The organism is Rhodococcus sp. 06-1474-1B (assembly GCF_002258885.1).
In the GTDB taxonomy this organism is placed as follows: Bacteria; Actinomycetota; Actinomycetes; order Mycobacteriales; family Mycobacteriaceae; genus Rhodococcoides; species Rhodococcoides fascians.
Map to the genome: position 1 here is coordinate 75,183 of NZ_NOYR01000019.1, position 25,744 is coordinate 100,926.

The 25,744-nt window shown below is 64.0% G+C and carries 31 protein-coding genes and 1 tRNA gene; 12 read left to right on the top strand and 20 right to left on the bottom strand.

The genetic code is table 11. The features are described 5' to 3' along the window. Positions 1–113 precede the first annotated feature (113 nt). Entirely contained in the window at positions 114–1,247 is a 1,134-nt protein-coding gene (locus CH266_RS05695) for a hypothetical protein (RefSeq protein ID WP_176457018.1), read from the bottom strand. 82 nt (positions 1,248–1,329) lie between these two features. Here CH266_RS05695 and CH266_RS05700 point away from each other — a divergent pair, with 82 nt between their 5' ends. Beyond that, a complete protein-coding gene (locus tag CH266_RS05700) occupies positions 1,330–1,878 on the top strand; it encodes a hypothetical protein (protein WP_027496056.1) in 549 nt (182 codons plus the stop codon). 49 nt (positions 1,879–1,927) lie between these two features. Here the strand turns inward: CH266_RS05700 and CH266_RS05705 are convergent. From CH266_RS05705 to CH266_RS05725, 5 genes are all read right to left on the bottom strand, one after another. Next, positions 1,928–2,000, bottom strand: a tRNA-Ala gene (locus CH266_RS05705). Positions 2,001–2,056: 56 nt separating this feature from the next. Then, a complete protein-coding gene (gene sepX, locus CH266_RS05710) occupies positions 2,057–2,929 on the bottom strand; it encodes a divisome protein SepX/GlpR (protein WP_032371228.1) in 873 nt (290 codons plus the stop codon). A 149-nt stretch (positions 2,930–3,078) separates the two neighbouring features. Then, complete coding sequence (locus CH266_RS05715) at positions 3,079–3,726, bottom strand: GNAT family N-acetyltransferase (RefSeq protein WP_032364078.1); 648 nt, start codon at positions 3,724–3,726, stop codon at positions 3,079–3,081. A gap of 37 nt (positions 3,727–3,763) precedes the next feature. Next, positions 3,764–5,023 (bottom strand): molybdotransferase-like divisome protein Glp, encoded by a 1,260-nt coding sequence (gene glp / locus CH266_RS05720; RefSeq protein WP_027496053.1) that lies wholly within the window; start codon positions 5,021–5,023, stop codon positions 3,764–3,766. Positions 5,024–5,056: 33 nt separating this feature from the next. Beyond that, the gene (locus CH266_RS05725) at positions 5,057–6,010 is read right to left on the bottom strand and encodes a UTP--glucose-1-phosphate uridylyltransferase (RefSeq protein ID WP_027496052.1); all 954 of its coding nucleotides are present in this window, start codon (positions 6,008–6,010) and stop codon (positions 5,057–5,059) included. A gap of 106 nt (positions 6,011–6,116) precedes the next feature. Here CH266_RS05725 and CH266_RS05730 point away from each other — a divergent pair, with 106 nt between their 5' ends. The 4 genes from CH266_RS05730 (at position 6,117) to mscL (ending at position 8,523) form a co-directional block, all read left to right on the top strand. Continuing rightward, positions 6,117–6,713 carry a 5-formyltetrahydrofolate cyclo-ligase gene (locus CH266_RS05730; RefSeq protein ID WP_094714917.1) on the top strand — a complete coding sequence of 199 codons (597 nt, stop codon included), beginning with the start codon at positions 6,117–6,119 and terminating at the stop codon, positions 6,711–6,713. A 143-nt stretch (positions 6,714–6,856) separates the two neighbouring features. Further along, the gene (locus CH266_RS05735; protein ID WP_027496050.1) at positions 6,857–7,201 is read left to right on the top strand and encodes an FmdB family zinc ribbon protein; all 345 of its coding nucleotides are present in this window, start codon (positions 6,857–6,859) and stop codon (positions 7,199–7,201) included. Positions 7,202–7,290: 89 nt separating this feature from the next. Further along, a complete protein-coding gene (locus CH266_RS05740) occupies positions 7,291–7,953 on the top strand; it encodes an RcpC/CpaB family pilus assembly protein (protein WP_094714918.1) in 663 nt (220 codons plus the stop codon). 93 nt (positions 7,954–8,046) lie between these two features. Continuing rightward, positions 8,047–8,523 (top strand): large conductance mechanosensitive channel protein MscL, encoded by a 477-nt coding sequence (mscL, locus tag CH266_RS05745; RefSeq protein WP_094714919.1) that lies wholly within the window; start codon positions 8,047–8,049, stop codon positions 8,521–8,523. A 109-nt stretch (positions 8,524–8,632) separates the two neighbouring features. On the opposite strand, the gene CH266_RS05750 is transcribed toward mscL, so the two are convergent. The 7 genes from CH266_RS05750 to CH266_RS05785 all read right to left on the bottom strand — a co-directional run bounded on the left by CH266_RS05750 (position 8,633) and on the right by CH266_RS05785 (position 15,789). Next, positions 8,633–9,082 carry a hypothetical protein gene (locus tag CH266_RS05750; protein ID WP_032390819.1) on the bottom strand — a complete coding sequence of 150 codons (450 nt, stop codon included), beginning with the start codon at positions 9,080–9,082 and terminating at the stop codon, positions 8,633–8,635. A gap of 120 nt (positions 9,083–9,202) precedes the next feature. Continuing rightward, positions 9,203–10,000, bottom strand: a complete 798-nt coding sequence (locus tag CH266_RS05755; RefSeq protein ID WP_032390818.1) for an MspA family porin — start codon at positions 9,998–10,000, stop codon at positions 9,203–9,205. Positions 10,001–10,764: 764 nt separating this feature from the next. Continuing rightward, positions 10,765–11,262: a MogA/MoaB family molybdenum cofactor biosynthesis protein gene (locus tag CH266_RS05765; RefSeq protein WP_197077495.1), complete on the bottom strand. Its 498-nt coding sequence runs from the start codon at positions 11,260–11,262 to the stop codon at positions 10,765–10,767. Between the two features lie 89 nt (positions 11,263–11,351). Continuing rightward, positions 11,352–12,860, bottom strand: a complete 1,509-nt coding sequence (locus tag CH266_RS05770) for a trypsin-like peptidase domain-containing protein (protein ID WP_094714920.1) — start codon at positions 12,858–12,860, stop codon at positions 11,352–11,354. A 100-nt stretch (positions 12,861–12,960) separates the two neighbouring features. Further along, positions 12,961–14,355 carry a HAMP domain-containing sensor histidine kinase gene (locus CH266_RS05775; protein WP_094621741.1) on the bottom strand — a complete coding sequence of 465 codons (1,395 nt, stop codon included), beginning with the start codon at positions 14,353–14,355 and terminating at the stop codon, positions 12,961–12,963. Between the two features lie 56 nt (positions 14,356–14,411). Beyond that, positions 14,412–15,098 carry a response regulator transcription factor gene (locus CH266_RS05780; protein ID WP_027496041.1) on the bottom strand — a complete coding sequence of 229 codons (687 nt, stop codon included), beginning with the start codon at positions 15,096–15,098 and terminating at the stop codon, positions 14,412–14,414. 76 nt (positions 15,099–15,174) lie between these two features. Continuing rightward, positions 15,175–15,789, bottom strand: coding sequence for a trimeric intracellular cation channel family protein (locus CH266_RS05785; protein ID WP_027496040.1), 615 nt, complete (start codon positions 15,787–15,789; stop codon positions 15,175–15,177). 114 nt (positions 15,790–15,903) lie between these two features. Between CH266_RS05785 and CH266_RS05790 the strand changes: the two genes are divergently transcribed. Further along, positions 15,904–16,185, top strand: a complete 282-nt coding sequence (locus CH266_RS05790; RefSeq protein ID WP_032371235.1) for a PASTA domain-containing protein — start codon at positions 15,904–15,906, stop codon at positions 16,183–16,185. On the opposite strand, the gene CH266_RS05795 is transcribed toward CH266_RS05790, so the two are convergent. Further along, positions 16,182–16,610: a VOC family protein gene (locus CH266_RS05795; protein WP_094650518.1), complete on the bottom strand. Its 429-nt coding sequence runs from the start codon at positions 16,608–16,610 to the stop codon at positions 16,182–16,184. The two genes, CH266_RS05790 and CH266_RS05795, sit on opposite strands and share 4 nt — an antisense overlap. 78 nt (positions 16,611–16,688) lie before the next feature. Here CH266_RS05795 and CH266_RS05800 point away from each other — a divergent pair, with 78 nt between their 5' ends. Continuing rightward, positions 16,689–17,705 (top strand): magnesium and cobalt transport protein CorA, encoded by a 1,017-nt coding sequence (locus tag CH266_RS05800; RefSeq protein ID WP_094644504.1) that lies wholly within the window; start codon positions 16,689–16,691, stop codon positions 17,703–17,705. A 64-nt stretch (positions 17,706–17,769) separates the two neighbouring features. On the opposite strand, the gene CH266_RS05805 is transcribed toward CH266_RS05800, so the two are convergent. Beyond that, complete coding sequence (locus CH266_RS05805; RefSeq protein WP_094714921.1) at positions 17,770–19,488, bottom strand: metallophosphoesterase; 1,719 nt, start codon at positions 19,486–19,488, stop codon at positions 17,770–17,772. Positions 19,489–19,922: 434 nt separating this feature from the next. On the opposite strand from CH266_RS05805, the gene CH266_RS05810 reads away from it, so the two are divergent. Beyond that, positions 19,923–20,219 (top strand): hypothetical protein, encoded by a 297-nt coding sequence (locus CH266_RS05810; protein WP_094714922.1) that lies wholly within the window; start codon positions 19,923–19,925, stop codon positions 20,217–20,219. Between the two features lie 93 nt (positions 20,220–20,312). Here the strand turns inward: CH266_RS05810 and CH266_RS05815 are convergent, their stop codons facing one another. The 5 genes from CH266_RS05815 to mrf all read right to left on the bottom strand — a co-directional run bounded on the left by CH266_RS05815 (position 20,313) and on the right by mrf (position 24,607). Continuing rightward, positions 20,313–21,494 (bottom strand): RtcB family protein, encoded by a 1,182-nt coding sequence (locus CH266_RS05815; RefSeq protein WP_094714923.1) that lies wholly within the window; start codon positions 21,492–21,494, stop codon positions 20,313–20,315. A 310-nt stretch (positions 21,495–21,804) separates the two neighbouring features. Continuing rightward, positions 21,805–22,869, bottom strand: a complete 1,065-nt coding sequence (locus CH266_RS05820; RefSeq protein WP_094714924.1) for a VIT1/CCC1 transporter family protein — start codon at positions 22,867–22,869, stop codon at positions 21,805–21,807. 77 nt (positions 22,870–22,946) lie between these two features. Continuing rightward, a complete protein-coding gene (rpmF, locus tag CH266_RS05825; RefSeq protein WP_027496033.1) occupies positions 22,947–23,114 on the bottom strand; it encodes a 50S ribosomal protein L32 in 168 nt (55 codons plus the stop codon). Positions 23,115–23,117: 3 nt separating this feature from the next. Continuing rightward, on the bottom strand, positions 23,118–23,378 hold the full coding sequence (locus CH266_RS05830) for a type B 50S ribosomal protein L31 (protein ID WP_032385686.1): 261 nt from the start codon (positions 23,376–23,378) through the stop codon (positions 23,118–23,120). After that, a complete protein-coding gene (gene mrf / locus CH266_RS05835; protein WP_032365914.1) occupies positions 23,375–24,607 on the bottom strand; it encodes a ribosome hibernation factor-recruiting GTPase MRF in 1,233 nt (410 codons plus the stop codon). The genes CH266_RS05830 and mrf overlap by 4 nt, the downstream gene beginning before the upstream one ends. 137 nt (positions 24,608–24,744) lie before the next feature. On the opposite strand from mrf, the gene rpmB reads away from it, so the two are divergent. From rpmB to rpsR, 4 genes are read left to right on the top strand one after another with little or no spacing between them, the layout of a single operon-like run. Beyond that, positions 24,745–24,981 carry a 50S ribosomal protein L28 gene (gene rpmB / locus CH266_RS05840; RefSeq protein ID WP_032365915.1) on the top strand — a complete coding sequence of 79 codons (237 nt, stop codon included), beginning with the start codon at positions 24,745–24,747 and terminating at the stop codon, positions 24,979–24,981. After that, entirely contained in the window at positions 24,978–25,148 is a 171-nt protein-coding gene (gene rpmG / locus CH266_RS05845; protein ID WP_170944568.1) for a 50S ribosomal protein L33, read from the top strand. Before rpmB ends, rpmG begins: the two co-directional genes overlap by 4 nt. 3 nt (positions 25,149–25,151) lie before the next feature. Next, entirely contained in the window at positions 25,152–25,457 is a 306-nt protein-coding gene (gene rpsN / locus CH266_RS05850; protein WP_032365916.1) for a 30S ribosomal protein S14, read from the top strand. Between the two features lie 14 nt (positions 25,458–25,471). Then, positions 25,472–25,726: a 30S ribosomal protein S18 gene (gene rpsR / locus CH266_RS05855; protein ID WP_008719028.1), complete on the top strand. Its 255-nt coding sequence runs from the start codon at positions 25,472–25,474 to the stop codon at positions 25,724–25,726. The last annotated feature ends 18 nt before the right edge of the window (positions 25,727–25,744 follow it).

Here is a 25,744-nt window from a genome sequence, read left to right on the forward strand (position 1 = left end):
TAAGCAATCCAAAAGACCGTTTCGGGTCAATGGTGCTCATAACACGTTCGAAAGAATTCGATTCCCGTTAATAATCGAATGTTGTTCGAATCCGCCATATTGCCGGAAATGCCTCAGCTCACGCGACGACGTATGAGGCCGATGGATATCGATCGTGCTCGTCGTAAATACGACGCAGCCTGTCGCCAGCGCCTTCGGCGGATCGCCGTGTCTACTGCCGCAACCACACCATCGTCGGTCACGCCTGCCTCTTCCATGGCAGCAAGCCCGTTTCGCAGGTGGTGGCACTGACGGTTCGTCAACGTCAAGGACCTGACCGCATGGAGATCGATGGGTCCTGGAAGGGCAGCACTCTCCGCACCTGCAGCGGCCAACCCGATCTTCGTCCTGATGCACTTGAAGCACACTCCGCAGTTGAATCGACCGTCGCGATTCTCCCAGCACACCCGTAGATGCTTCATCGCCGTCTCGTCCAGGCCTATCCGCCGGAGCTTGCCGAGCCGATTCACCTCCAACTCGTGGTGATCGAACGTGACACTGCTACTCGACCACAGCGGGTCCAGATCGGGATGGGAACCCCACGGCAGCAGATCCCAGCGACTGTTGGACGACGGAATCATGACGGTGCTCACATGCTGCGACAACGCCAGCCCCACGTGAGCCAGGGCGGCTCCGTGAAGGTCGTATCCCCAATCGAGCGGCAATCGGTCTCCGAACGCCGACCTCAACGTGGTCTTGACCTCGATCAGCGGCTTGCCGAGCTCCGCGGCCGCGTCTCGGGCACTGGCCAGTGCCCGAGAGGCCAAATCCTCGTTCCCGGCGGAGATGTCGAAACCGTGAACGAATATCAAATGGGTGATGCGATCGGATTGGGTGATTGCCGAATAGAAGCTGTCCACGCCTCCACTGAAGAAGCAACCCACCCCTCGGCCGTCGGACATTGCATCGGAAGGTTCAGCCGATACCGATATCCCATGAAACCGTCTGGGATACCAGTCGAGAAACACTTTCTGCGCCTCGGGAGCGCCTCGAAGTGCCGTCGAATTCACCGGGCCGTCGAAAGCGATACTCCACTTCTTTCGCATTCCCGCTACCAGCATCGGAGGAAGCCACGGAGTCGCCGAATGGTCCAACTCGTAATTCGACGCGGTGGTCACCACAGCCTCTTTGCCGAGAGGCGTCACTATCCGGGCCGCAATTCGATGAGCCTCGGTGTCCTCGACATGCACGGTCATCTGGCTGGTCACCGTATGAAGTGTGACACAGGCGCCGGCGACGTAACGCCGCACCGACAACTTACGGAACCGGCTGGTCGGTAGGGTCGGATGTGTGCACACGGTCAGGATCGAGACTGCCCTGTACGACGACGTCGAACTCGTCTATCAGGACGACTCCGTGGCCGGCTACTACCTGTCGACGCCATCCAGCCGCGTCACGTTCGTTCGCACCGGACCGCAGACCGCGGACAGGACTCCCCTAGGCACCCGACGGTCCACAGATATTCGCGCGACGGTCGGCGGTGACCCGATTGCGGTGCAACTGGGGTCCGCACGAGTCGTGAAACGCTCGTATCGAGTACGTCTGGCCTACCGAGACCGCGTACTAATGCTTGCCGCGAAAGACCTCGAGTCCAGCGCACTGATCCGCGGCGACACGGACCGCGGCAACGACTCGTTCGGCGACCTCACTCGCGAGTACGACGGCGGAGTGAGCGCGTTCTGGGGCCTACCGTTCACGTTCTTGCGCACGAAGCTCGAACCGCCGACGCCGACGGCGGACGAAGCGTTGGTCGGCATGACCGCCGCAGCGGCATTCGGCACCGGAGGACTGTCCGTCACCACGATCGCAATGAGTGCACTGAGCTCTGTATTGCCTTGATTCACAACGAAAGCCGCCACTCGAGGTGAGTGGCGGCTTCGTTTCGGGGTGGAGCTGAGGGGAATCGAACCCCTGACCTTCTCGATGCGAACGAGACGCGCTACCAACTGCGCCACAGCCCCGTTTGCCGTCGTCTCGACCGGCTGGGCAACTCTAGCAAAGCCCCTCGGGACCGCTGTTACGCGCCCTGTGCCCGACGGAAATCGCCGTCATCGTCGCGGCGTGCCTGGAACGGCTCCTCGTAATGATCGAGATGCTCGAACTCCGGGTCCTCGTCGTCGATCTCGAGCACCACGGCTCCGGGTCGACGCAGACGCTGCGGCACGAGTTCGAGCTCTTCGTCGGTCTCCGATTCCACACCGAGGCGCGAGCGACCCATGCGGGTGAGTCGTCGTCGACGAATCTCTTCTTCGATCTGCACCTGCCTGCGCAGGTAGTACAGGTATCCGACGAGGACTGCGACGGACAGTCCGCACAGCCACCACACCGTCGGGGAGATGATGAACGCCAGTGCCGCGGTCGTGATGGCGGCGAACACCAGGCCGAGAACCGCGCGCTGACGGAAGGCGTATCGGGCGGCCCGGGCGATGGCGTCGGCCTCGGGATCGAATCCGCCGCGGCCGCGTCGGCGAGGCACGAAGTCGTCGTCGACGACTCCCGGCTCGTGTGCGGGAGAGCTCGCGCGAGGTGCGTCGTGGACCGGTTCGTCGCGTTCGAGGTCGTTTTCTTCTTCTGCGTGAGTGTCCATGGGGTCCTCCGCGGTACCGGGTAGATCGGGTGAGTCCGAACGAATCGACGCGAATTTCGGGCCGAAGATCTCGCTGGCGGGCGCGGAGACCCGCAGGTCGTCCTCCGGCCGCCAGTCGGGATCACTGCGGTGGCCGGTCGCGGGGCCGCGCTGCTTGCGCTTGGTGCCACCCCGATGCAACACGCGCGTGGCGAGTGCTGCGTCCGTGGTCTGCATGATCTGCGGACGCTTGGTCATCAGCATGGGAAGAAGAACGAAGAGCCAGACGGCCACGAGACCGATCCAGATGATCGAGTTCGGCATCGGCGATGTTCTCCTTCCTCAGGCGACAGCGACAGTCGAGACGCCCTCAGGTTATGTGGAGCAGGTGCGAGAACCCCGCAGACGCGCCGACCCGAATTACACTCCTGTCACTTTGACAACATCTGCAACCGAACACCGTGGAGTGAGCGCTATGCCCACGCAGCCCTGCCCGCGCGGACCAATCGATCGACGACCGATCCCTGCACCTCTCCCGAGGTGATCGCGACGAGTTTGTGGTCGCGCCACTCGCCGTCGACGTCGAGGTACTTGTAGAGCAGGCCCTCTTCGCGGAAACCGACGTTGCGCAGCACGGCCTGGCTGGCGAGGTTCTCCGGACGCACCGTTGCCTCGACGCGGTGCAACCCGACCGGTCCGAAACAATGATCGAGTCCGAGCGCCAGCGCCGCGGTGGCGACACCTTTGCCGTTGACTTCCTTGGACACCCAGTACCCGATCCACGCCGACCGGAGCGCGCCCCGCACGATGTTCCCGGTGGTGATCTGCCCGCAGAATTCGCCGTCGACCTCGATCACCATCGGCAGCATGTGCCCCTTGCGTGCCTCGGACTTCAGGCCCGAGCACAGTGTGGGCCACGAGGAGATGTGGTGTCGGGAATTCCAACTGCCCTCACCGCTCGGCTCCCACGGCTCGAGGTGTGCGCGGTCCTGGGTGCGGATTCGACTCCAGGAGGCTGCGTCGCGCATGCGGACGGGCCGAACCGTCACCGTTCCCCCGGCCACTCGCACTGGACCCAATTTCGCCGGCCAACCCGGGTGGCTCGACCACGTTCGCGGCATCAGTCGATCGTATGCGCTGCGCGTGTGAGCGCGTGCGTCAGCCGCGCTGAGCGAGGAACGAGACCTTCACTTCTTCGCCGGTTCGGATCTCGGTGACGTCGGGATCGATGACGACCAGGCAGTTCGCCTCCGCGAGTGTCGCGAGCAGATGAGACGACGAGCCCGGAGCACCGCCGAGAGCCTGGACGAGATATTCGCCGGTGCCCTCGTCGCGCATCAGTTGCCCTCGCAGGAATCCCTTGCGGTCCTCGATCGATGTGATCGGTGCGACGGTCCGCGCGGTGACGGTCCGGCGCAGTGGCTGGCGACGGCCGAGTGCGATGCGAATGAGTGGACGGACCATCACCTCGAACACCACGAGCGCGCTGACGGGGTTGGCAGGCAACAGGAACGTGGGCACCTCGTCGCGTCCGAGCTGGCCGAATCCCTGCACCGAGCCGGGGTGCATGGCAACCCGCTCGACTTCCATGTCCCCGAGTTCGCCCAGCGCCTCACGGACGCCATCGGACGCGCCTCCGCCGACCGCGCCTGCGATGACGACGATCTCGGAGCGGATCAGCTGGCCTTCGACCACTTCACGCAGTCGCTTGGGGTCGGTGCTCACGATGCCGACGCGGTTCACGTCGGCTCCGGCATCGCGTGCTGCAGCAGCGAGGGCGTAGGAGTTGACGTCGTACACCTGGCCGGGCCCGGGGGTCCGATCGGTATCGACCAACTCCCCGCCCACCGAGATGACCGACAACCGCGGACGCGGGTGCACCAGCACCTTGTCGCGTCCGACGGCGGCCAACAGGCCGACCTGCGCGGCACCGATGATCGTTCCCGCCCGCACGGCCACGTCGCCGGGTTGAACGTCGTCGCCGATCTTGCGCACGTAGTCACCCGAGCGAACCGGACGGAACACCTTGACACGGGCGCGGCCGTTGTCGGTGCGATCCAGCGGCAGGACTGCGTCGGCCAACGTGGGCAGCGGCGCGCCGGTATCGACCCGCACGGCCTGACGCGGCTGCAGGCGGATGGGCTGACGCGAACCCGCGGAGACCTCGCCGACGACGGGCAGCGTCAGGTCGATGCGCTCGTCTTCTTCGTTACGCAGGTCGGTACCTGCGGAGGCGACGTCGACACTGCGTACGGCGTAACCGTCGATCGCGGCTTGGTCGAAGCCGGGAAGGGGACGCTCGGTGACCACTTCCTCGGCACAGAGCAGACCCTGCGCTTCCGAGATGGCGACCCGAACAGGCCGTGGAGCCACCGCCGCTGCGGTCACCCTGGTCTGTTGATCTTCGACCGAGCGCATCTGGCCCTTCCTCTATGGCATCGACCCGCGATGCTATTCGTACGTCGTCAGTTCCGGTGCCCAGCTGTCGCTCAAGCGTTCGTTCAGCCATTCACGCAGCGCGGGACCGTAGTCGTCGCGCTGCAAAGCAAAGTCAACCGCAGCGCGTAGGTATCCCCCGGGATTTCCGAGGTCGTGTCTCGATCCACGATGCACGACCACGTGAACGGGATGGCCCTCCTCGATGAGAAGTGCGATGGCGTCGGTCAGCTGCAACTCGCCGCCGGCACCGGGCTCGATGCGTCGCAACGCGTCGAAGATCGCGCGGTCGAGCAGATAGCGGCCCGCGGCAGCCAAGTTGGACGGTGCCTCTTCCTTCTTCGGCTTTTCGACCATGCCGGTGACTTTGAGGACGTTCGGATTGACGGCATCGGGCACGATTTCGACGGAGAAGACGCCGTAGGACGAGACCTTGTCGTCGGGAACCTCGATGGCGCACAGCACCGAGCCGCCGCGCTTGGCGCGCACCCGGGCCATGACGTCCAGCACACCGCGCGGCATCACCAGATCGTCGGGCAGCAGCACCGCGACCGAATCCTCGTCGTCGTCGAGTGCTTCCTCGGCGCATGCGACGGCGTGACCGAGTCCGAGCGGTTCGTGCTGAATGACCGATTGCACGTCCAGAAGCTTGGGGGCGACGCGTACCTTCTCAAGCATTTCGAGCTTTCCGCTCGCTTCGAGCTTCTTTTCCAGAACGAGGTCCTCGACGAAGTGGGCGACGACACCGTCCTTGCCGGGAGAGGTGACGATGACCAACCGTTGTGCGCCGGAATCTGCCGCTTCTCCGGCGACGAGTTCGATACCGGGAGTGTCGACGACCGGAAGTAGTTCCTTCGGAACGGTTTTCGTGGCCGGCAGGAACCGGGTACCCATGCCTGCGGCGGGGACGATGGCCGTGCGGAAGTGCACAGGCGTGGCGGCGGTCGTCGCTGAAGCGGCTTCTGTCATGGTGCTCACCCTATCCGTGGTTTCTGGAGATTGGCTCGGCGTGTGCCCCGTTCGACCCCCGAGTGCATATCGTTGAACGACAGCACGAGAGGGAGAGTGAACCGTTGTGAGCGTTCCCGAATTTTCGGAGAACACGCCGAAGGATCTGTGGCGGGAGCATGTCCTCGCCGAACGCCGACTGCTCGACGATGCGCAACGCGCGATGGAGTCCTCCGCACTCTGCCATGCCGTCGGCGAATTGGCGGCCGAACACTCGGTCGTGGCGGCGTACGTTCCGATCGGCCGGGAGCCGGGGTCGATCGAGATGCTCGACGCGATGGCCGCGGCCGGAGCCACGGTTCTGCTGCCGAGTGCCCATGAGCCGGGGCCGCTGAAGTGGGCGCGTTACGTGGGCCGCGATGCGTTGGTGCGGGCACCGTACGGGCTGCTCGAGCCGTCGGGTCCACTACTCGAGCCCGACGCCGTCGGGCAATGCTCGGTGGTGCTGCTACCTGCGCTGGCCGTCGATCGACGTGGTGTCCGGCTGGGCCGCGGAGCCGGGTTCTATGACCGGACTCTCGACCTGTGCAGCCCCGAGGCCATGCTGGTCGCCATCGTGCGCGACGAGGAGCTGTTCTCCCGGCTACCGGCCGAACCGCACGACCGCCGCGTGACGCACGCGCTGACTCCCGGCGGCGGGCTCATACGCTTGGGTACGGAATAACGCTACGATTCGATTCGTTGGCACTCCTGACTGTAGAGTGCTAATGCTCTCCCCAGTTTCGACGAACAGACAAGACACCGGCGGTGTTCGGCCTCGGCCAGCAGAGCGCGAACCTCCTCGGTGACCAGCGCGGAGGAAACACGATGCCCACCTACTCATACGCCTGCACCGAGTGCGACAACCGCTTCGACATCGTCCAGTCCTTCACCGACGACACGTTGACGGTGTGCCCGGCCTGCTCCGGCAAGCTGCGAAAGTTGTTCAATTCGGTCGGCATCGTCTTCAAGGGCAGCGGCTTCTACCGCACCGACAGTCGGGGCAACTCCGGCACCGCCAGCGAAGGCGCGAGCGAGAAGAAGTCCGACGCCGCGGCCACGAAGTCGGAGACCAAGAGCGATTCGAAGCCTGCTGAGAAGAAATCGTCGGATTCGTCCTCGTCGAGCAGCTCCTCCTCGTCCTCCACCACGAAAGCTGCTGCCAGCCAGTAGTTTTCGGATCCATCCACAGGCCGGTCTGTTATCCACAGGCCGGCCTTTTCGGTCTCTTCGGGCCAGTTGGGACCGCTACCGTTCCGGTCATGGCTGCCCGCAAGAACCGACTGGACTCGACGCTGCTCGACCGCTTCGCTCAGCGTCCCGCGTGGGTGGGATCGGTGAAAGTTCGACGCATCGCCGCGGGCATTCTGGTGGCCGTCGCAGTCCTGCTGTTCGTCGACGACGCCGCAGGCGATAATCGCGTCCGCGTCGTCACGGCCGGCCGCGACCTGACGCCGGGAACGATACTGACGTCGGCCGATGTTGCCGTCGCCGAATGGGATTCGGCCACGGTGCCCGACGGCGCAGTGCTCGATTCCGCCGACGTGGACGGACGAACGCTGACCGGCCCGGTTCGAGCAGGCGAATTGCTCACCGACGTCCGGCTGTTGGGCTCTCGAACGGCCACCGCGGCGCTGGGGGCCGAGGCACGCGTCGTACCGGTGCATCTCGCCGACGCAGGCGTGACCGACCTGCTCAGAGAAGGCGATCGGGTGGACGTCCTGACCGTCGAAACTCAGGAAAATCCCGAAGCCCCACCTGCTGCTCGGATACTGGCATCGGGGGCAATGGTGGTGCTCGTCTCTGCCGAAGCCGGTGGGAGTCGTCAACGAGATCGGGTGGTGCTGCTGGCCCTACCGACCGAGGACGCGACGACGGTGGCGGCCGCATCTCTGGTGAGCGCTCTGACGGTGACGCTGCACTGAGATGGCACCCGGGCGATTCACGAGGTCCGAAGTCGCTCGATCTGGGTTAACGTCTGGCGAGACAGAAACATACCCAGAGATCGGAGAGCGCTCATGTTGAAGGGCTTCAAGGACTTTCTACTGCGAGGCAACGTGGTCGACCTCGCGGTCGCAGTCGTCGTCGGCGCAGCATTCACGGCCATCGTCACCGCGTTCACCACGAACATCATCAACCCGCTCGTGGCCGCCCTCGGCGGAAGCAACGAATATGGGTTCGGCTTCAACATCACGTCGTCCCCCGAATCGTTCGTCAATGTCGGTGCAGTCATCACGGCCATCATCAACTTCGTCATCATCGCGGCGGTGGTGTACTTCGTGCTGATCCTGCCGGTGAACACCGCGAAGAAGCGTTTCGTCAGTCAGCCGGAAAAGGAACTGAGCGACGTCGACGTGCTGGTGCAGATCCGCGACATCCTCGCAGGGGGAACCGTTGCAGGACAGAAGCTTTCAACGGCGGCCGACACCACCGGCGGCAGCGGCGAAGCAATCGATTCCTCCTCCCCCGACCTCGGCAAGCACTCGAAGGACTGACACCGGTCTGCTTCAACGAATGAATGCGCCATTCACGCTGTCAGACGGCGTGAATGGCGCATTCATTCGTTGTGGGGCGTGCGACAGGCCGAGAGGGCCCGTCAGGCGATCAGTTGGTGAACGTGGTCAGCGGTAGCTCGTCGAGCGTGATCGAGGTGCCATCCGCCTCGCAGGCGGACTTCACTGCTGCGCCGTTGTCGACGAACGCCTTGCCCGACTCGCTGTCGGGTTCCGACAGTTCGAGCGTGTCAGCCGGAATGGCGTCCGCGAACGTCGTGATCGCACTGGCGACGTCACCGGACGCGGTGCCGGACAGTGACTTCACCTTGTCGACGGCCGCCTGCTTGTCCGCAGTCCACTGCTCGATGTTGGCTGCCGACCCCGGGCCCGCCTTCACCAGACCGACGAACGCATTGTGGTCGGCGGCGAAAGAGTTGCACACGTCGGTGTTCTGACCGGTGGCTGCCGAGTCGTCACCACCACTGCAACCGGTGAGCAACCCGAGAGCAACGACGGCTCCGGCGGCGAACACTGTGAAACGGGCTTTCGGGTAGGTCACTGCTTCTGCGCCTCTCTACATGTCGAACTACGTTCGAGCCGAACATAGTTCAGGCCCGCACGGAGAATCCGTGCGGGCCTGAACCGGAAGAACTAGGAAACCAGAATCAACCGATCGAGATCAGTTGAGGCGAGTTGCCGGGCCGTACGTGGTGATCGAGTCACCCTTTGCGCTGAGCAGGGTGACGTACGGACGAACCGTGACGTTGCCCAGGATGCCCGTAGCGGTGCCGTGGACGCCGGCGAGCTGGATGGAGCCCTGAGCACCTGCAGCGTCACCCTCGGTCTTGGAGATGTTCGCCTCTTCGTTGAAGGTGGCGATTGCACTCTCGGACTGAACGACGCCGCCGCCGGGAGCGAGATCGATGGTCGCAGTTGCCTGCGGGATCAGCTGAACGCCGACGTCGAGGCCACTGGTCGAGGTGCCCTTGCCGCCGAGATCAACCGTCGGGCCTGCAATGAGGTTGCCGTCTTCGTCGACCGGTCCAACCACCGGAATGTTGCCGGTGACGCTGGACTCATTGCCGCTGCTGATGCCGAGGTTGGCCGAAGGCGAAGCCCACTCGACCGACACGCCGCCGTCGAGGCTCAACGGGTAGCCGATCTGCAGGCCGGCGGTGAGGGTGCCCTCGAAGTCGTCAGCCGTGGGGCCCTGAACGTCGAACGTTGCGCGGCCGTCGTAGAACCACTCACGGGTGAGCGGGTTACCGTCGAGAGGCGCAACGCCGCTGACGAAGGAGTCGGACAGCGTCAACGTCACGGTGTTGCCATCGGCGTCGACGATGGACTTCGCGCTGTCGACAGCGGCAGAAGCGGTTCCGGTACCGAGCACCAGGCCGACTACCGAAGCGCTGGCAGCAACTGCGACGCTCATGGACTTGAGTCCCCGGCTGCGCCGCGACTTCTGGATCTCCGTCATTTATTCCTCATCATGTTCAGTCCCAGCGCGGTGTCGCACGGGGAAGCTTGTGGCTTTCACCCTCGAACTGAATCGCACGCGTCAGTGTGTGCGAGCCCGAGCCGGATGGAGCCTGAAGGCCACATCCTCGATTGTTCAGTTCCGAGATGAAGGGCGCGGCACCGGTTGGTCCCACGCCCTGATCCCTTGGAAGCTGAGGGGAACATTAGAGGAGATGCCTGACCGTGACAATCCCTACGATCGACGCCCAAACGTTGCCATCTCGTGATGTGTTTCGTCGGCGTGAACATCTTTCACACCCGTGTTAGCGATAACCTGCGTCACAGCATCTCCCGAGAAGTGGAAACCGTTACAGGTGCCGATCAGGAGTAAAACGACCCTGATATGGGAAGACGCAGCGGGAGTCCTGTCCGGATTGAACGATTGGACCGTTCCACACCCCGCCTGTGGTGTCCGTTTTCGGCGGCTTCGCCCGGCACTACCGCCGGGTAGGTCGCTAACGACAGGTAAACGACTAACTAACAGAGCTGTCATTCCAGCCAACAAAATGTGTTGTGGATCACACTAAAAGTAATGGGGTGGTCGCTGCTGCTTCAACCAATCGACCGACAAAGAGTCGCCATCGGGCCCGTCGGCCCGGTCGTCTCCCGTGGTCTCCGGCAGCACGTCTCCGAAGATACGAGCGAGCCGGGCCCGTTCTGCTCGGGCCCGGCTCGCTTCGTCGTCCGGTCGATTCTCGATCGGCTCGTCGTTCATCGCAGTGACTACGCGTCCAATCCCGACAGTTCGGCAATGACCTGACTCGCCAGCGGAGTCAGCGTCGCCATACCGTCACGGATGGCCGCACGGGACGACGCCAGGTTGACCACCAGCGTGCTGCCCGATACTCCGACCAGTCCCCGCGACAGGCCTGCGTCCAACGATCCGGCTGCCAGGCCGGAAGAGCGCAGCGCCTCACTGATTCCCGGTATTTCGCGATCGAGCACCTCGGCCGTGACGTCGGGAGTGACGTCGCGAGGCGAGACACCCGTGCCGCCGACGGACACCACCAGATCGACACCGCCGATCACCGCAGTGTTCAGCGCATTCCGCACGTCCACTTCGTCGGCCGTCACTGCCACCACACCGTCGACCAAGAAACCGGCCTCGGTCAACAGTTCGGTCACCAGCGGACCCGTCGAATCCTTCTCGTTGCTGTGAGCAGTGCGGTCGTCCACGATGACGACCAACGCGCGGCCGGCCAAAGGTGCGTCGAGTTCCATACCGCTCACCGTAGTAGTAAGGCCCGTACCCGGCTCACGCTGTGCGTAAATAGTTGCAATGGTTCCGTGCCTACCGGCTTCCCTGAGCATCAGCGACCGCCCGGGAACGACGGGATCTGCAGTGACGGGACCTGCGCGGCGGGTGCCGCAGCCGGCTCGGCCGTGCCCAGCGTCACGTCGACGGTCTTCTCGCTGCCACCGTCCGTGTAGGTGATCTTCACCGAATCGCCGGGTGCATGCGAGCGCACTGCGGCGATCAGCGCGTCACCGCTGGCGACGATCCGATCGTCGACCTTGGTGATGACCGCGCCCTTCGGAATGCCTGCCGCCGCAGCCGGGCCACCCTCGGTGACCTCGACGACGGTTGCGCCGTTGGCATCGTCCTTCGACGGCACCTGCACACCGATCATCGCTTGGGTGGCCTTGCCGGTGGTGGTCAGCTCATCGGCGATCCGCTTGGCCTGATCGACCGGGATCGCGAATCCGAGACCGATCGATCCGCTCTGCGCGCCGGAGCCCTCACTGCCGCCGAGCGTGGCGATGGCGGTGTTGATGCCGATCAACTGGCCATCGGTGTTGACGAGAGCGCCGCCGGAGTTACCGGGGTTGATGGCCGCGTCGGTCTGAATGGCGTCGATCACCGAGTTCTGGTTGCCGGACTCACCGGACGTCGATACCGGGCGGTTGAGCGAGGAAACGATGCCGGTGGTCACGGTACCGGCCAGGCCCAGAGGCGAACCGATGGCGACGACCTGCTGGCCGACCTCGAGGTTGGACGAGCTGCCCAACTCGATCGGCGTCAGATTCGTCTTTCCTTCGGCCTTGATGACGGCCATGTCCGAGACGGAGTCCGCACCGACGATGGTGGCGTCGGCCACCGACCCGTCGGCGAACGCGACGGTCAGCTTGCCGTTGGCCCCGGCACCGGTGGCGACGTGGTTGTTCGTCAGGATCAGGCCGTCGCTGCTGAGGATGACGCCGGAGCCCTCACCTTCCTGCTGCGAGCCCTTCACCTGAATCTGCACGACACTCGGCAGCACCTTGTTCGCGACGGCCTGAACGGAACCGTCGGGGAAGTTGGCGGCCGGCTGAGCGGCGGTGATCGGTGAGTTCAGCGAATTGGTGACACCGGCGTTGTTGCCGTTGGCGTTGTTGGTCGCGATGGCACCGACCGCGCCGCCGATTCCGCCGCCCACGAGAACGAGAGCAATCGCTCCGGCCACCAGAGCAGACCGGCCCGGACGGGTCTTGACGGTGCCAGACGCCGAATGAGGCTGCGACGCAACCTGTTGGGGCTGCGCATGCTGGCCCGGGTTGTGCTGACCGGCCTGCGAGTCGCCGTGCTGACCGTAGGGGCCGTAGCCGGGCTGGTACTGATTCTGCCCGTAGCCCGCGTACTGCTGGGGGTAGCTCTGCTGGGGATGCGCCTGCTGGGGTGGGAACTGCTGCGTGGGATTCTGTTGCGTCGGATTCTGCTGGGTGGGCTGGTGCTGAGTCGAGGGATCGTGCTCGCCGCCGTGTGAAGCCCGGTCCGCAGGATGATGCTGTGCACCGGCATCCCGTCCGGGCTGTTCTGGTTCGTTACGGTCGTCGCTCATCGCTGTTGCTTCCTTCGATAGAGACCTCGGCTTCGAGGTCGCCCGCCTTCTTGCTACTCACTGTGCAGGGCGGTACTGAGAGCGCGCTGAGACTCGCCTATCAGTTTGCCGAGAGTGTCTCGTGGTCCGCGGCACCCTCACCGGGCAACACGATTCGAATGAGCGCTCCACCCCGCTCGGACACCTCGACGGCAATCGTGCCGCCGTGTTTGACGACCACCTGTCGGACGATGGCAAGTCCCAGACCGGATCCGGGCATCGAACGCGATGCCGTCGAGCGATAGAAACGCTCGAAGACGAGTTCGCGGTCTTCCTCCGGAATGCCGGGGCCCGCGTCGTCCACTGTCAGCTCGAGCAGGCCGTCACCGATCTGCCGCATGGCAATTCGCACTTCTCCGCCGCTGGGGCTCCACTTGGCCGCGTTGTCGAGCACATTGAGCACTGCCCTCGACAGGCCCGCCTGATCTCCGTAGACGAACCACGGCATGAGCGTGGCATCGAAGTCGATCTCGTTGCGACGCCTGCGAGCTCGTTCGAGGCTGCGCTCGACGGCATCGGCAAGGTCGACCCGCTCGAACACCGTCTCGGGTGCGTCCTCGCGTGCAAGGTCCACCAGATCACCCACCAGCGTGGACAATTCCTGGATTTGCGCCACCACGTCGGTTCTCAGCTCGGCCATGTCCTCGTCGGGAATGGACGGTGCACCCGGACGCCCGGCCGCGATCAACAGTTCCATGTTGGTGCGCAGCGACGTCAACGGCGTCCGAAGTTCGTGCCCGGCGTCGGCGACCAATCTGCTCTGCCTGCCCCGAGATTCGGCCAAGGCTCGGAGCATCGTGTTGAAACTCTCGGTCAACCGGGCCAATTCGTCGTCGCCCGTCACCGGGATAGGCGTCAGATCGTCGGTACGCGCCACTCGCTCTGCGGCCGCAGTCAATCGTGCGATAGGCCGTAAACCGGTGCGCGCCACGGCCATACCGGCACCCGCCGCCAGCACGACACCACAGGCTCCCACGATCAGCAGAACCCACGCCAAACGATCCAGCACTTCTCCGGTGGGCAGCAGTCGCTGCGCCACGATCAGGGTGCTGCCGTCCTTGGTACGCAGTGCGAGCACCCGCTGATCGTCGAGTGTGCGCAGCGACGAAGCCTGCTCTCCGCGCACCACAGCAAGTTCCGAATCGCCGACGGGCACCTTGGGTCCGGGCGGGTTGTAGCTGGTCATGTCGGGGTAGATCAACGCCACACTGACGTCGGTGCTGTACAACGTGGCACCGGCCACGAACCGTGGGTCGTAGGACACCAGGTCCGATTCCGCCAATGCCGATGCGCGAGAACGCAACTGCGTGTCCACGTCGCCGTACAGCGCGCGCGAGACCACGGTGTAGGCAGCGATGGCCATGACGGCCACCGCGATCGCCACGACGGACGCAGCCAACAGCGTCACCCGCCACCGTAACGACACCGATCTCGTCAACGGCGTCGGTGGCCGCATCGGTGCCGGCGGAGGTGGAACACCGTCGGGCGTCTTGCGCCCGAACGAACTGCCTATCACGGGGGCGTCTCGCGCAGGACGTATCCGACACCGCGAACGGTATGGATCAGCCGCGACTCCCCTTCGGCCTCGGTCTTGCGCCGCAGATACCCGACGTACACCTCGAGCGCGTTGCCGGAAGTCGGGAAGTCGTAGCCCCAGACCTCTTCGAGAATGCGACTTCTGGTGAGCACTCGGCGCGGATTGGTCATGAGCATCTCGAGCAACGAGAACTCGGTCCTGGTGAGGCTGATCGAACGCTCGCCGCGCGAGACCTCACGGGTGACCGGGTCCAACGACAGGTCCGCGAACGTCATGGTCTCCGAGTCGATGCCGGCTTCCATCGCTGTGCGCCGCAACAATGCCCGCAGCCGAGCCAGGAGCTCCTCGAGCGCGAACGGCTTGGGCAGGTAGTCGTCGGCGCCGGCGTCGAGACCGGCTACGCGCTCGGACACCGAGTCACGCGCCGTCAGCACCAGGATCGGTAGGTCGTCGCCCACGCTGCGCAATCGCCGACACACCTCGAGGCCGTCGAGACGCGGCATCATCACATCGAGCACCAACGCATCGGGACGCGCCGCAGCTACCTGTTCCAGGGCATCGAGGCCGTCGACCGCCAGGTCCACGGTGTACCCGTTGAACGTGAGCGACCTGCGCAGCGATTCGCGCACCGCTCGATCGTCGTCGACCACCAGTATCCGCATCGGTACAGTTTGTCCTGGTCGACTGAGACACGGCTGAGAGGGGTGGTCGGTCGGTACGCGCTCAGGCAGTCGGAGCTCACAGCGTGGGTAGGTTCCGAGCCTGCGGCAGATTCCATTTACGCCACAGAGCGAGCAATCTCAGGCCGGTCGCCAGTATCGTCCCCGCGACCAACCCGACGTTCTCCGGCAGAGTGAGCGCCTCGGCCACCACGACGGCCGTCGCGCCGAGCAGCGCAGGTAGGGCATACAGGTCGCGGTGCAGCAGCAGGGGCACGTCGTTGACGAGGACGTCCCGGATCACGCCACCGGCTACGGCCGTCGTCGTCCCGATGAGCGCCCCCGACAGGGAGCTACCGCCGACACCCAGGGCGATCGTCGCGCCGGTCGAGGCGAACAGGCCCATCCCAAATGCGTCGAGCACGAGCACGCCTCGGCGCACCTTGCCCATCTGCCGATGCGCGACGAACACCACGAGCGAGGCGAAAAACCCGACGGTGACGTTCGGCCAGGTGTCCAGCGACGTCGGCGGATGGATACCGAGCAGCAGATCGCGAACGATGCCGCCCCCGATGCCCGTCGTGATTCCGACGACGCAAACCCCGAACAGGTCGAGTCGTCGATATACCCCGACCAGTGCACCCGACGCCGCGAAGACTGCGATACCGATGTATCCGAGGAGGTCGAGAAGCACCGAACGAGCATGTCATGCGACTGACAGCTGCTTCACAGCAACATCGAAACGCTGTCACAGCCTCCAGGAGCACGGTTGCGTTGTCAGAGAGCGCTGCCGAGTAAGGACGAAGACATGGGTATCGGATTCAAGAAGACGATCGCCACCCTCGCGGTGGCTGGGGCACTGACCCTCGGCGGCGGCGCTATCGCCGACGCAGCACCCGACCGCGCGACGCTTCCCGCAGTGGCCGGAATGACCGAATCGGACGCGGTGCAGGCGTTGTCGGATGCAGGCTTCTCCGACGTCAGCTCCGACTACGACCGTCCCGACGCGACGGTCGTCGGAACCAACTTTCAAGCCGGTGACAAGGTCAGCGAGAACGCCGCCCTCCTACTGATAGTCGGTGCCGGCTAAGTCAGCCGAACCGTCCCGTCGTCGTCGACGCTCCAACCGGGGTTGTGGCAGATTTCCCAGATGACTCCGTTGGGGTCGGCGATGTGGGCGTGATAGCCACCGAACGATGTTCGCTGAGGTGTCTTGATCGGTGTCGCGCCCGCCGCGAGAGTGGCCGCGAACATCGCGTCGACGGCTGCCGCGTCGTCCACGTTGTGCGCCAACGTGACCGAGCCGAGGTCGTGCTCGCGCGGCGGCCGTCCCAGATCCCCGTCGAACGCGGTGGCGTCGTACAGACCGAGCACCGCACCGGGCCCGATCTGGAAGAACAGGATTTCGCCAGGAACGTCGAGCAACGGCGTCCACCCCAGCCCGTCGCAGTAGAACGTTCGGGCTGCATCGAGATCCGCAGTGGCCAGAGTGGTGAAATGAACTTGCTGCTGCATCGCCCCATTGTTTCAGGCGATAGTCTCGATCGGGTGCCGTCCGGCACATTCGAAGTTCTCGAACCGAGGTGACCCGAAGTGCCGATCGTCGACAATGCCGTCTACGTCGAGGGAAAGCGGACCGCGAATCCGGAGAGTCTCGACATCACGTTCGAGTGCATGCGTGACCGCCACGGCATGGCGTGGATCGGCCTGTACCGTCCCGAGATCAGCGAAATCAACGCGGTGGCTACGGAATTCGGGCTTCACCGACTCGCCGTCGAGGATGCCATCGCGGCACATCAGCGGCCGAAGCTCGAACGCTACGCCGAGCAACTGTTCGTCGTGCTGCGGCCCGCCCGATACATAGACGAGACCGAAAAGGTCGAATTCGGTGAATTGCACATTTTTCTCGGAGCCGATTTCGTCGTCACGATCCGTCACGCCGAATCACCCGAACTCGGCCTCGTCCGACATCGACTGGAGGAATCGCCCGAGTTGCTCGCGCTCGGACCCGAAGCCATCCTGTACGGAATCCTCGACCAAGTGGTCGACGAGTACGTCCCCGTAGTGAAGGGACTGCAGACCGACATCGACGAAATCGAGGACCAGCTGTTCACCGGCGATCCCAGCGTATCGCGGCGTATCTACTCACTGCTGCGTGAGGTATCCGAATTCGACCGTGCTGCAAAGCCTCTGGTGGAGATGATCGAATCCCTCAAGCGCGGGTCCGACAAGTATCACGTTGATGTCGAACTGCAGCGAAACCTTCGGGATGTGTTGGACCACGCAATTCGCATCTCCGACCGCATCGAATCGTTCCGATCCAACCTGCAGAACGCGATGACGGTGCACTCCACCATGGTGGCGCAGCAGCAGAACGAAGAGATGCGGAACATGACGCAGGTCAGCCTCGAGCAGAACGAACAGGTCAAACGAATCTCGTCCTGGGGTGCAATCCTGTTCGCGCCGTCGCTCATCGCCGCGATCTACGGCATGAACTTCGAGGACATGCCGGAACTGAAGTGGCACTTGGGTTATCCACTGGCGCTGATCGCCATGGTGATCTGCTCCAGCGCGCTCTACGTGGTGTTCAAACGTCAGAAGTGGCTGTAGAGCGGCTGCGCCGCACGTGAGTGGAAGTTCGTAGCAGGGGTCGAAGTTCCACTCACATGGGCAGTCAGGAGGAACCGAAGATCGGGCCCACCGGGATGTCGCGCTCGAAGGTGAGGCGATCGAATTCGTTGCCGTATTCGTCGATCGCTCCGATGGACATCGTGCTGGCCTTGATACCCGGAATACCGGGCACCACATCGACTCTGACGAACGAGTAGTTCAGGAATCTCACGCGCGACCACGTGATCGACTCCGCCGACTTGGTGCCGTCGGGTGCCCAGACGTAGCTGTTCGGAACAGCCGTGTCCGGCAACTCGTGGCCCCGGTAGCTGACGCCCTCGCCGTCCTGGAACGTGTAACGCGGACGGCCACCCCCGCCGACGGTATAATACACGGTGCCGTCGGTCTTTCCGCGAACCGTGGCGTTGTCGCCGGCGACCCGCGTCGCACGGTTGGCGCGAATCGGATCGGTGCGCTCGAACACGTGGTTGTGCGCCTGGAGCACCACGTCGACCTCGTACTTGTCGAACAGCGATACCCACGCGTCACGTACGCCGCCGTCGCTCGCGTGCGTCGACGTGGTCGAGTAGGCGCAGTGATGAAAGAAGCAGACGATGAAGTCGATGTTCGGGTCTGCCCGATACTTGGCGAGAGTCTGCTCCACCCAGGTGTTCTGGGCTCCGCCGCTGTAGCCGGTGTTGGCCTTGATCTCGTAACTGACGTCGTTGGCGTCGAGCGAGAGCACCGCAGTGTTGCCGTACACGAACGAATACGCCGACGGGCACCCCTTCGGGCCAGTACTGGGCTGATCGAGACGTGCCGCGTGGCCACCGTATCCGTTGGGGCTGTACAGCGCCTCCATGTCGTGATTGCCGGTGGCGAACAACCACGGTGCCGTCGATGCGCTGGCCTCGATGGCCTGAAAATAGCCGTCCCAGACGAAGGGATTGAACTTGTCGAACCCCTTCGGTGGCGTCTTGCCGTGGCCCGCGAACTGCGGTGGCAGACCGGCACCCGACGGGTCCGCGTAGGCGATATCGCCGGCAAGAATGTGGAAGTCCGGACGCGACGCCTCGATCTGGCGATTGATGTTGCGCGCGTGTTTGACCGACGGTTCGTTGTCGGCCTTGTAGTACAGGTCGTCGTAGTCGCCGGCCACCAGACCCGCTGGCTGCGAGGGTGTTTCGTCGACGCCCTGGTCCCCCATCATGGTGAAACGGAACGGAGCAATGCGTCCGGTCGGCAGCGCGGGAGATGCACTGCGAATGTCGCTGACGAAACCGTCCGCGGTACGCCATCGGTAATAGTGCGGCAGCTTGGGCGTCAGATTGTCGACGGGCACGTGCACGTAGTACTGCTCAGCCGACAGAATGCCGCCATCGGTCTGCGGGACTTGGCTGACGAGGTTGCGCACCTCGGCGGAGGTCGTCGCACCCAGCGCAGGCGTCGGGCCGTGATCGAGAAAGACACCGGTGATGCCGGGATTACGGGAAAGCTGAGCGGAGAATCGCAACTGCGTCGCCGGGTCGTTGCCGAAGCCCATGTGTCGACCGGCCACCGCCAGCGGCGCGTCCTGCGCATAGGCGGTGCGCGCGAACACCGAATTCCCGACGCCCACCGCGGCTGCCGTCGCTGCGGCACCGACCAGAAAGTTGCGTCGACTCACCGGGTGCCGCCGCAGGAACGACCGATGCCAGTCGTGCTGCTCGGCCATCGTCATGTTCTCGGCGAGCGTCCCCGGAATACCGGTCGCGACGGTCTCGCCTGCGGGATTGAGCGTCATGAATCGATGGTGACCGTGAAGGCCCCTCGGGCGCTGAACGGAACGGAGCACTTCAGGTGAACAAGTGGAGAACACCGAGGCACAACGGGACGAACGTGGACAATCCCGTCGGGGAGGAAAGCCCCGCGCCTGCCATCGATCGGTGGTGCGGACATCGGGGCCGACCACGGACAAAGATTGGGCGAAACACAAGCAATCGAGCGCATGTCGGTGTGCCCGTTCAACCGAAACGGACATACGCGGCCTCGAACACGTCCAGTTCGGGGCCAACTGCCCCGCCGCCCGCGAGATCCGCTGTTACTCTGATCACGAAACTTGAGGTCAGCGCCCGTTGGCTGAAGTTCGACGTGAGTTATACACCTCCGGTGATTGCACGCGCCCCTGTGGCTGCAGCCAGTCAACGGGAGCCAACAGTTGAAAACCGAGGAGAAGTCATGCTGAAGAAGTCGTTGACCGTAGCTGCACTGTCCATTGCCTGTGCGGTCGGATTGGCCCCGCTGGCGCAGGCCGCCGACGTGCCCGATTTCAAGGACAAGATCGAGGGCAAGTCGATCTCCGCCGCGCGAGCAATCATCAAGGACAGCGGCAACCTGATGCTGGTCAAGCTCGACGGCCCCATCAACGGATGCGAACTCGCAGATCGCGAAGCAACTGCCCTGCGCTCGGTGTACTTCGCGCCCATCGACCGCAGCAACGTGACCATCACCTTCTCGTGCCCCGAAGAGGAGTGAGTCTTCTCCTCCCCTGAACGACATGAAGGACGCGCACCGAGAGTGATCTCGGTGCGCGTCCTTCGTCGTTCAGCAGGTTCAGGCCCTGCACCCTCAGGTCCCCTTGACGTTGAGAATCTGACGTAGCTCGTGCTCGACGCTCACCAGGTCGCGGGCGTCCTCCATCACGACATCGATGGACTTGTAGGCGTCGGGAATCTCGTCGATGAAGTCGGCACTGTCGCGAAACTCGATCCCCTTCATCCGCTCCTGCAAGTTCTCGTGGGTGAACCGCTTCCTGGCCTCGGTCCGAGAGAACTGTCGACCGGCACCGTGGGGTGCCGAGCACAGGCCGGCCTTGGAACCCTTACCGGCGACCACGTACGAACGCGTCCCCATCGACCCCGGGATGATCGCCTTCACACCCTCGTGTGCGTCCACCGCACCTTTGCGGGTGAGCCACACGTCCTTGCCGAAGTGCGTTTCCTTCACCGTGTAGTTGTGGTGGCAATTGATCCGCTCGACCTCGCGGTGGTTGTCCATTCCCATCCATTCGGCAAATACCGCGCCGAACCGGTCCATCATCTCGGCCCGGTTCAGGTACGCGAACCGCTGCGCCCACTTCAGATCTCTGATGTACTGCCCGAATTCACGAGAGCTCTCGGGCAGGTACGCCAAGTCTTTGTTGGGCAACGATATCCACCACTGCGCACACAGACGCTGCGCAATCGCGATGTGCTTCTTCGCGATCTTGTTCCCCACGCCCCTCGACCCACTGTGCAGAAACAGCCACACCCGATCGGTCTCGTCGAGGCACAACTCGGCAAAGTGATTGCCGCCGCCTAACGAACCGAGCTGCTCCCGCCACTGCGGTGAGTGGTTCAGCTCTACACCGTCCCTGGCCGCCAACTCCTCGAGTTCGAGCAGCTTTGGCGCAGTGAACCGCCATCGATCGACACCGACGTTGTAGTTGCCGGGCGAGAGGGGGATGCTGGCCTCGATCGCCAGACGCAGATCCTTCAGGTTCCGTCCACCCAGGTCACTGAAAGTGAATTCCGTTCGGACACCGATCATTCCGCAGCCGATGTCGACACCGACGGCGGCGGGAATCACGGCACCCAACGTCGGAACAACCGTCCCCACAGCACTTCCCATGCCGCTGTGTGCGTCGGGCATCAGAGCGACGTGCGGATGCACGAACGGCATGGACGCTGTTTCTCGGGCCTGCTCGAGCGTCTTGTCCTCGAGCTGCGACGCCCAGTTGAGCAGCCGTAAGCCCACCTTGTTCGGGGGCATGATGTTCCTTTCTGCCCCCTCGTCGAGAGAGAGCTATTCGATGGGTCGCTGTTTGCCGGTGAGAGCAGCACACAGCTCGGGCGAATATGCGCGCAGCACAATGCTCAGACCGGCTCTCGCGTAGAGAGCGGCACAAGGCAGACAAGTGGCGCGCATGGCGACGACCCTATCGAGCGAAAAGACTCCGACGCGAACTAATTAATTCGAACGCGAGGATGGCAGACGGGACAGAATGCACAGAAGTGCGCCGCTCGGACGGGATCCCGTCGATGTGCGTCGCATTTGTGCATTCCGGCCCAAGAAGCGGAACCTACACTCCCCCACCGAATGCGAGTCCAAGTAAGTACGTCGCCCCGGCCGCGCCGTATCCGATGGCGAGTTGGCGCAGTGCACGTTTGACGGGCGGGCCGCCGCTGAGCAGTCCGACGATCAGGCCCGTACAAATCAGCGCCAGTCCGACAAGCACTGCTGCAACGGCAAGGGCCACATAGCCTTCGAGACCGAACAGATACGGCAACACCGGGATGACGGCACCGGAGGCGAAGAAACAGAAGCTCGCTGCGGCGGCGCCGAGTCCGGTTCCGATGGATTCGTGCTCGTCGATGTCGGTGGCGGGTTCTTCGACGGCGGGCAGCAGTCGGATGATGTCCGCGGCTTTCGCGTCGGCTTCCTCGTGGGTCATTCCGCGAGCGCGGTAGACGAGGGCGAGTTCGTTGGCGTCGACATCGAGGTGTTGAACGGCCTCATTCGCGGCGCTGTCGGGCGACGACGCCTCGAGCAGTTCGCGTTGCGAGCGCACCGAGACGTATTCGCCTGCTCCCATCGACAGCGCACCGGCAAGCAGGCCGGCGAGTCCGGTGACCAACACGATCTGGTTGGACACTCCGGATCCGCTGATGCCGAGCACCAGGGCGAGGTTGCTGACCAATCCGTCGTTGGCACCGAACACCGCGGCGCGGAAGGTTCCCGAGAGTCGATTACGGCCGCGGGCAGCCAATGCCCGGATGACCTCGGCGTGAATTTGCTCGTCGGCCGTCATCGCGTCGGTGGCATCCGCGTCGGTCGCGTAGGGCGATCGGGTCTCGGCGCGTTGCGCGAGGGCGAGCACGAACACCGATCCGAAGCGGCGCGCCAGCACGCCGAGGATCCGGGTACGAATGTCGCCTTTGAGTGGCATCCCGACGCGATCGCCGAGCAGATTGCGCCAATGCTGTTCGTGGCGACCTTCCGCGTCGGCCAACTCGAGCAGAATGTCGCGTTCCTCGCCGTTGCGCCTACCCGCCAGGTCGCGATAGACGGCGGCCTCGGCCCGCTCGTCGGCGAGGTACTGCCGCCATCGCTTGACGTCCTTCGACGAAGGTTCCGTTCCGTCCATCGAGCAAACGTACCGGGCTCCGCCCTCGTGCGCGTTGTGCGTACCTGGAAGGGCGCACAACGCGCACGAGGGGGCAGTCAGCTCGGGTCGTAGACGCCGGCCTGAACTGCTTTGACCAACCTGCGCGGCACTCTGAACTCACGGCCCTGAAAACGCACGGTCACGAGATCCGGGGCGACGGCCTTCCACTGTGCCCGTCGGCTACGCGTGTTGGAACGCGACATCTTTCTCTTCGGAACAGCCATGTCTCACGCCTCCTTTCGGCTTCGACGGCCGTAGCGCTTCTCGAACTTCTCGACGCGTCCCTGGGTGTCCATGACGCGTGTCGCCCCGGTCCAGAAGGGATGCGATTCGGACGAGACGTCGACGACGATCAGGGGGTAGGTGTTGCCATCTTCCCACTCGGTCTCGCGGGTAGACGTGACGGTGGATCGAGTAAGGAACTTGTTCCCGGTGCTCGAGTCCTGGAACACCACCGGATGGTAGTCCGGGTGGATGCCTGGCTTCATTCTGTTGCCTCTCGTGACTGGTCTGCGTACGGGGATTCGCTGCTCTCGCAGGGGTCTTCGTGCCACTGGCCGAACGGGTCGGTCCACGTGGCCCACTGAGCGGGATCGGTCATCTCGTCGTCGGACACCAACGCCCACTGCAGAGTTCGGTCGATCTCGGTGGGGTCGGCTTGATGTACCAAGATCACCAACGACGTGTCTCGATCGCCGAATTGCTCGTCCCACCGCAGCGCAGCCATCGCTCGCCGGGTGGTGTCGACGCGATCCTGTTCCACCGGAGTCATTGCTGCAAGCCACTTTCCGGCGCTCGCGACCCGTAGTCCGCCGCCCGCCGATTCGATCCACAGCGCTTCGTCGGGTTGCGTAGCGACCCATGCCCGTCCACGGGCGGTGACGACGCCGTCGAGCAACACGTCGATGGCCTCGTGCAGTCGTTCGGGATGGAACGGCCGAGTTGCGGTGAACTCCACGAGTGCGACTCCGCAGTCGACGGACAAGGGCGGCTGGCCGCGCAACAGCGGAGAGTGGGCGTCCGTGATCTCACCGCGCCGGGCATCGAAGGGAACGGACGCGAGAACTGCTGGGCCGTCGACCATCGAGTCCTGCGGAACCCAGACGACGGGTGCGTTCGGTGCCAACCGCGCGAGGACAGCCGCAAGCCTTGCACGCTCCCACGCGTCGACATCGGGACCTGCGGTGACGACGAGCGCGTCGGAGTAGTCCACCTGGCCTACTACCAACTGCGCGACGGTTCGATCGTCATCCCCACTCGCGACGATGCCTCGGTCGGCCAAGGTGTCGTCGCCGGTGGCGTCGGCCAGCCAGGTTGCGGCGTCGAGGCAGCCGATCACGGCCTCGATACGTACGTCCCTCGAGGCCGGTCCGTCGATCTGCCCCACCACGTCGGCGACGGTGACGTTGTCCACCGCCCAGCACAACGCCTCGGGCTCGAGCGCGGGGTCCAGAACGAGCACGATGCGATCGACACTGCTGCGACTCGACAGTGCACGTAGCAGCGGCAGCAGGTCCTCGCGCAGCGTGCAGGAGACACAGCCGTGCGCCAGTTCCAAGATCGTCTCGCGCGGGTTCTCACCCAGGACGAACAACGTTCGGCGTACGACGCCCTCGGTGACGCGGCTCAGGTCGTGGCGGACTGCGACAGTTCCCGGCGCGAGCAGCGATGTCACGACAGCGTCCATGGCTCCGGTCCAGCCGGAGACGAGGACCATCGGGGTTCGATCGTCCGGTGATGTGTTCACGAGCGCCTTTCTTCTCGACAACGATTGTCATTCCCTGAGGATGCACGCTACATTCGCTTGAACGCTTTGTCGAAAACGATTGTCATAACGGCAAGAAAGGAGTGCTCATGTCAGCGCACTGCCAAGTCACCGGCCGCACCCCCAGCTTCGGAAAGTCGGTCTCGCACTCCCACGTGCGCACCAGCCGCAGGTGGGATCCCAACATCCAGCGCAAGACCTACTACGCCCCCAGCCTCGGACGCCGCGTCACCCTCACGCTCTCGGCCAAGGGCATCAAGACCATCGACCGCGACGGCATCGACGCCGTGGTGGCCAAGATCCGCGCACGTGGGGAGAAGATCTGATGGGCAAGAGCACCGACGTCCGTCCCATCGTCAAACTCAAGTCGACCGCCGGTACCGGCTACACCTACGTCACCCGCAAGAACCGTCGCAACGATCCCGACCGGCTCGTGATGAAGAAGTACGACCCGGTCGTCCGCAAGCACGTCGATTTCCGAGAGGAGCGCTGACCGGTGGCCAAGAAATCGAAGATCGCGAAGAACGAACAACGCAAGGTCGTCGTCGCGCGCTGGGCAACGCGTCGCGCCGAGCTCAAAGAGATCATTCGCAAGCCCTCGAGCAGCGATTCCGAGCGCGCGGGGGCCCAGGCGGCACTGCAGCGTCTGCCACGCGATTCGAGTCCGGTACGATTGCGCAATCGTGACGCTGCGGATGGACGTCCGCGCGGTTACCTACGGAAATTCGGGCTGTCCCGCGTGAAGATGCGCGAGATGGCTCACCGCGGGGAGCTGCCAGGCGTCCACAAGTCGAGCTGGTAAGGGAAAAGGTAGAGATGGCAGTCAAGAGAGCACCGTCGAAGAAGGTCCGCGCAGAGGCGGGACGTCGACCGAAGAAGAACCCGTTGAACGCCGCCAAGGTCACCACGGTGGACTACAAGGACATCAACCTTCTTCGTCAGTTCATTTCCGACCGCGGCAAGATCCGTAGCCGCCGGGTCACCGGGCTCACCCCGCAGCAGCAGCGCCAGGTCGCTGTTGCAGTGAAGAACGCTCGTGAAATGGCATTGCTGCCGTTCACCAGCCGCTGAATCAGCTTTCGAGAAAGG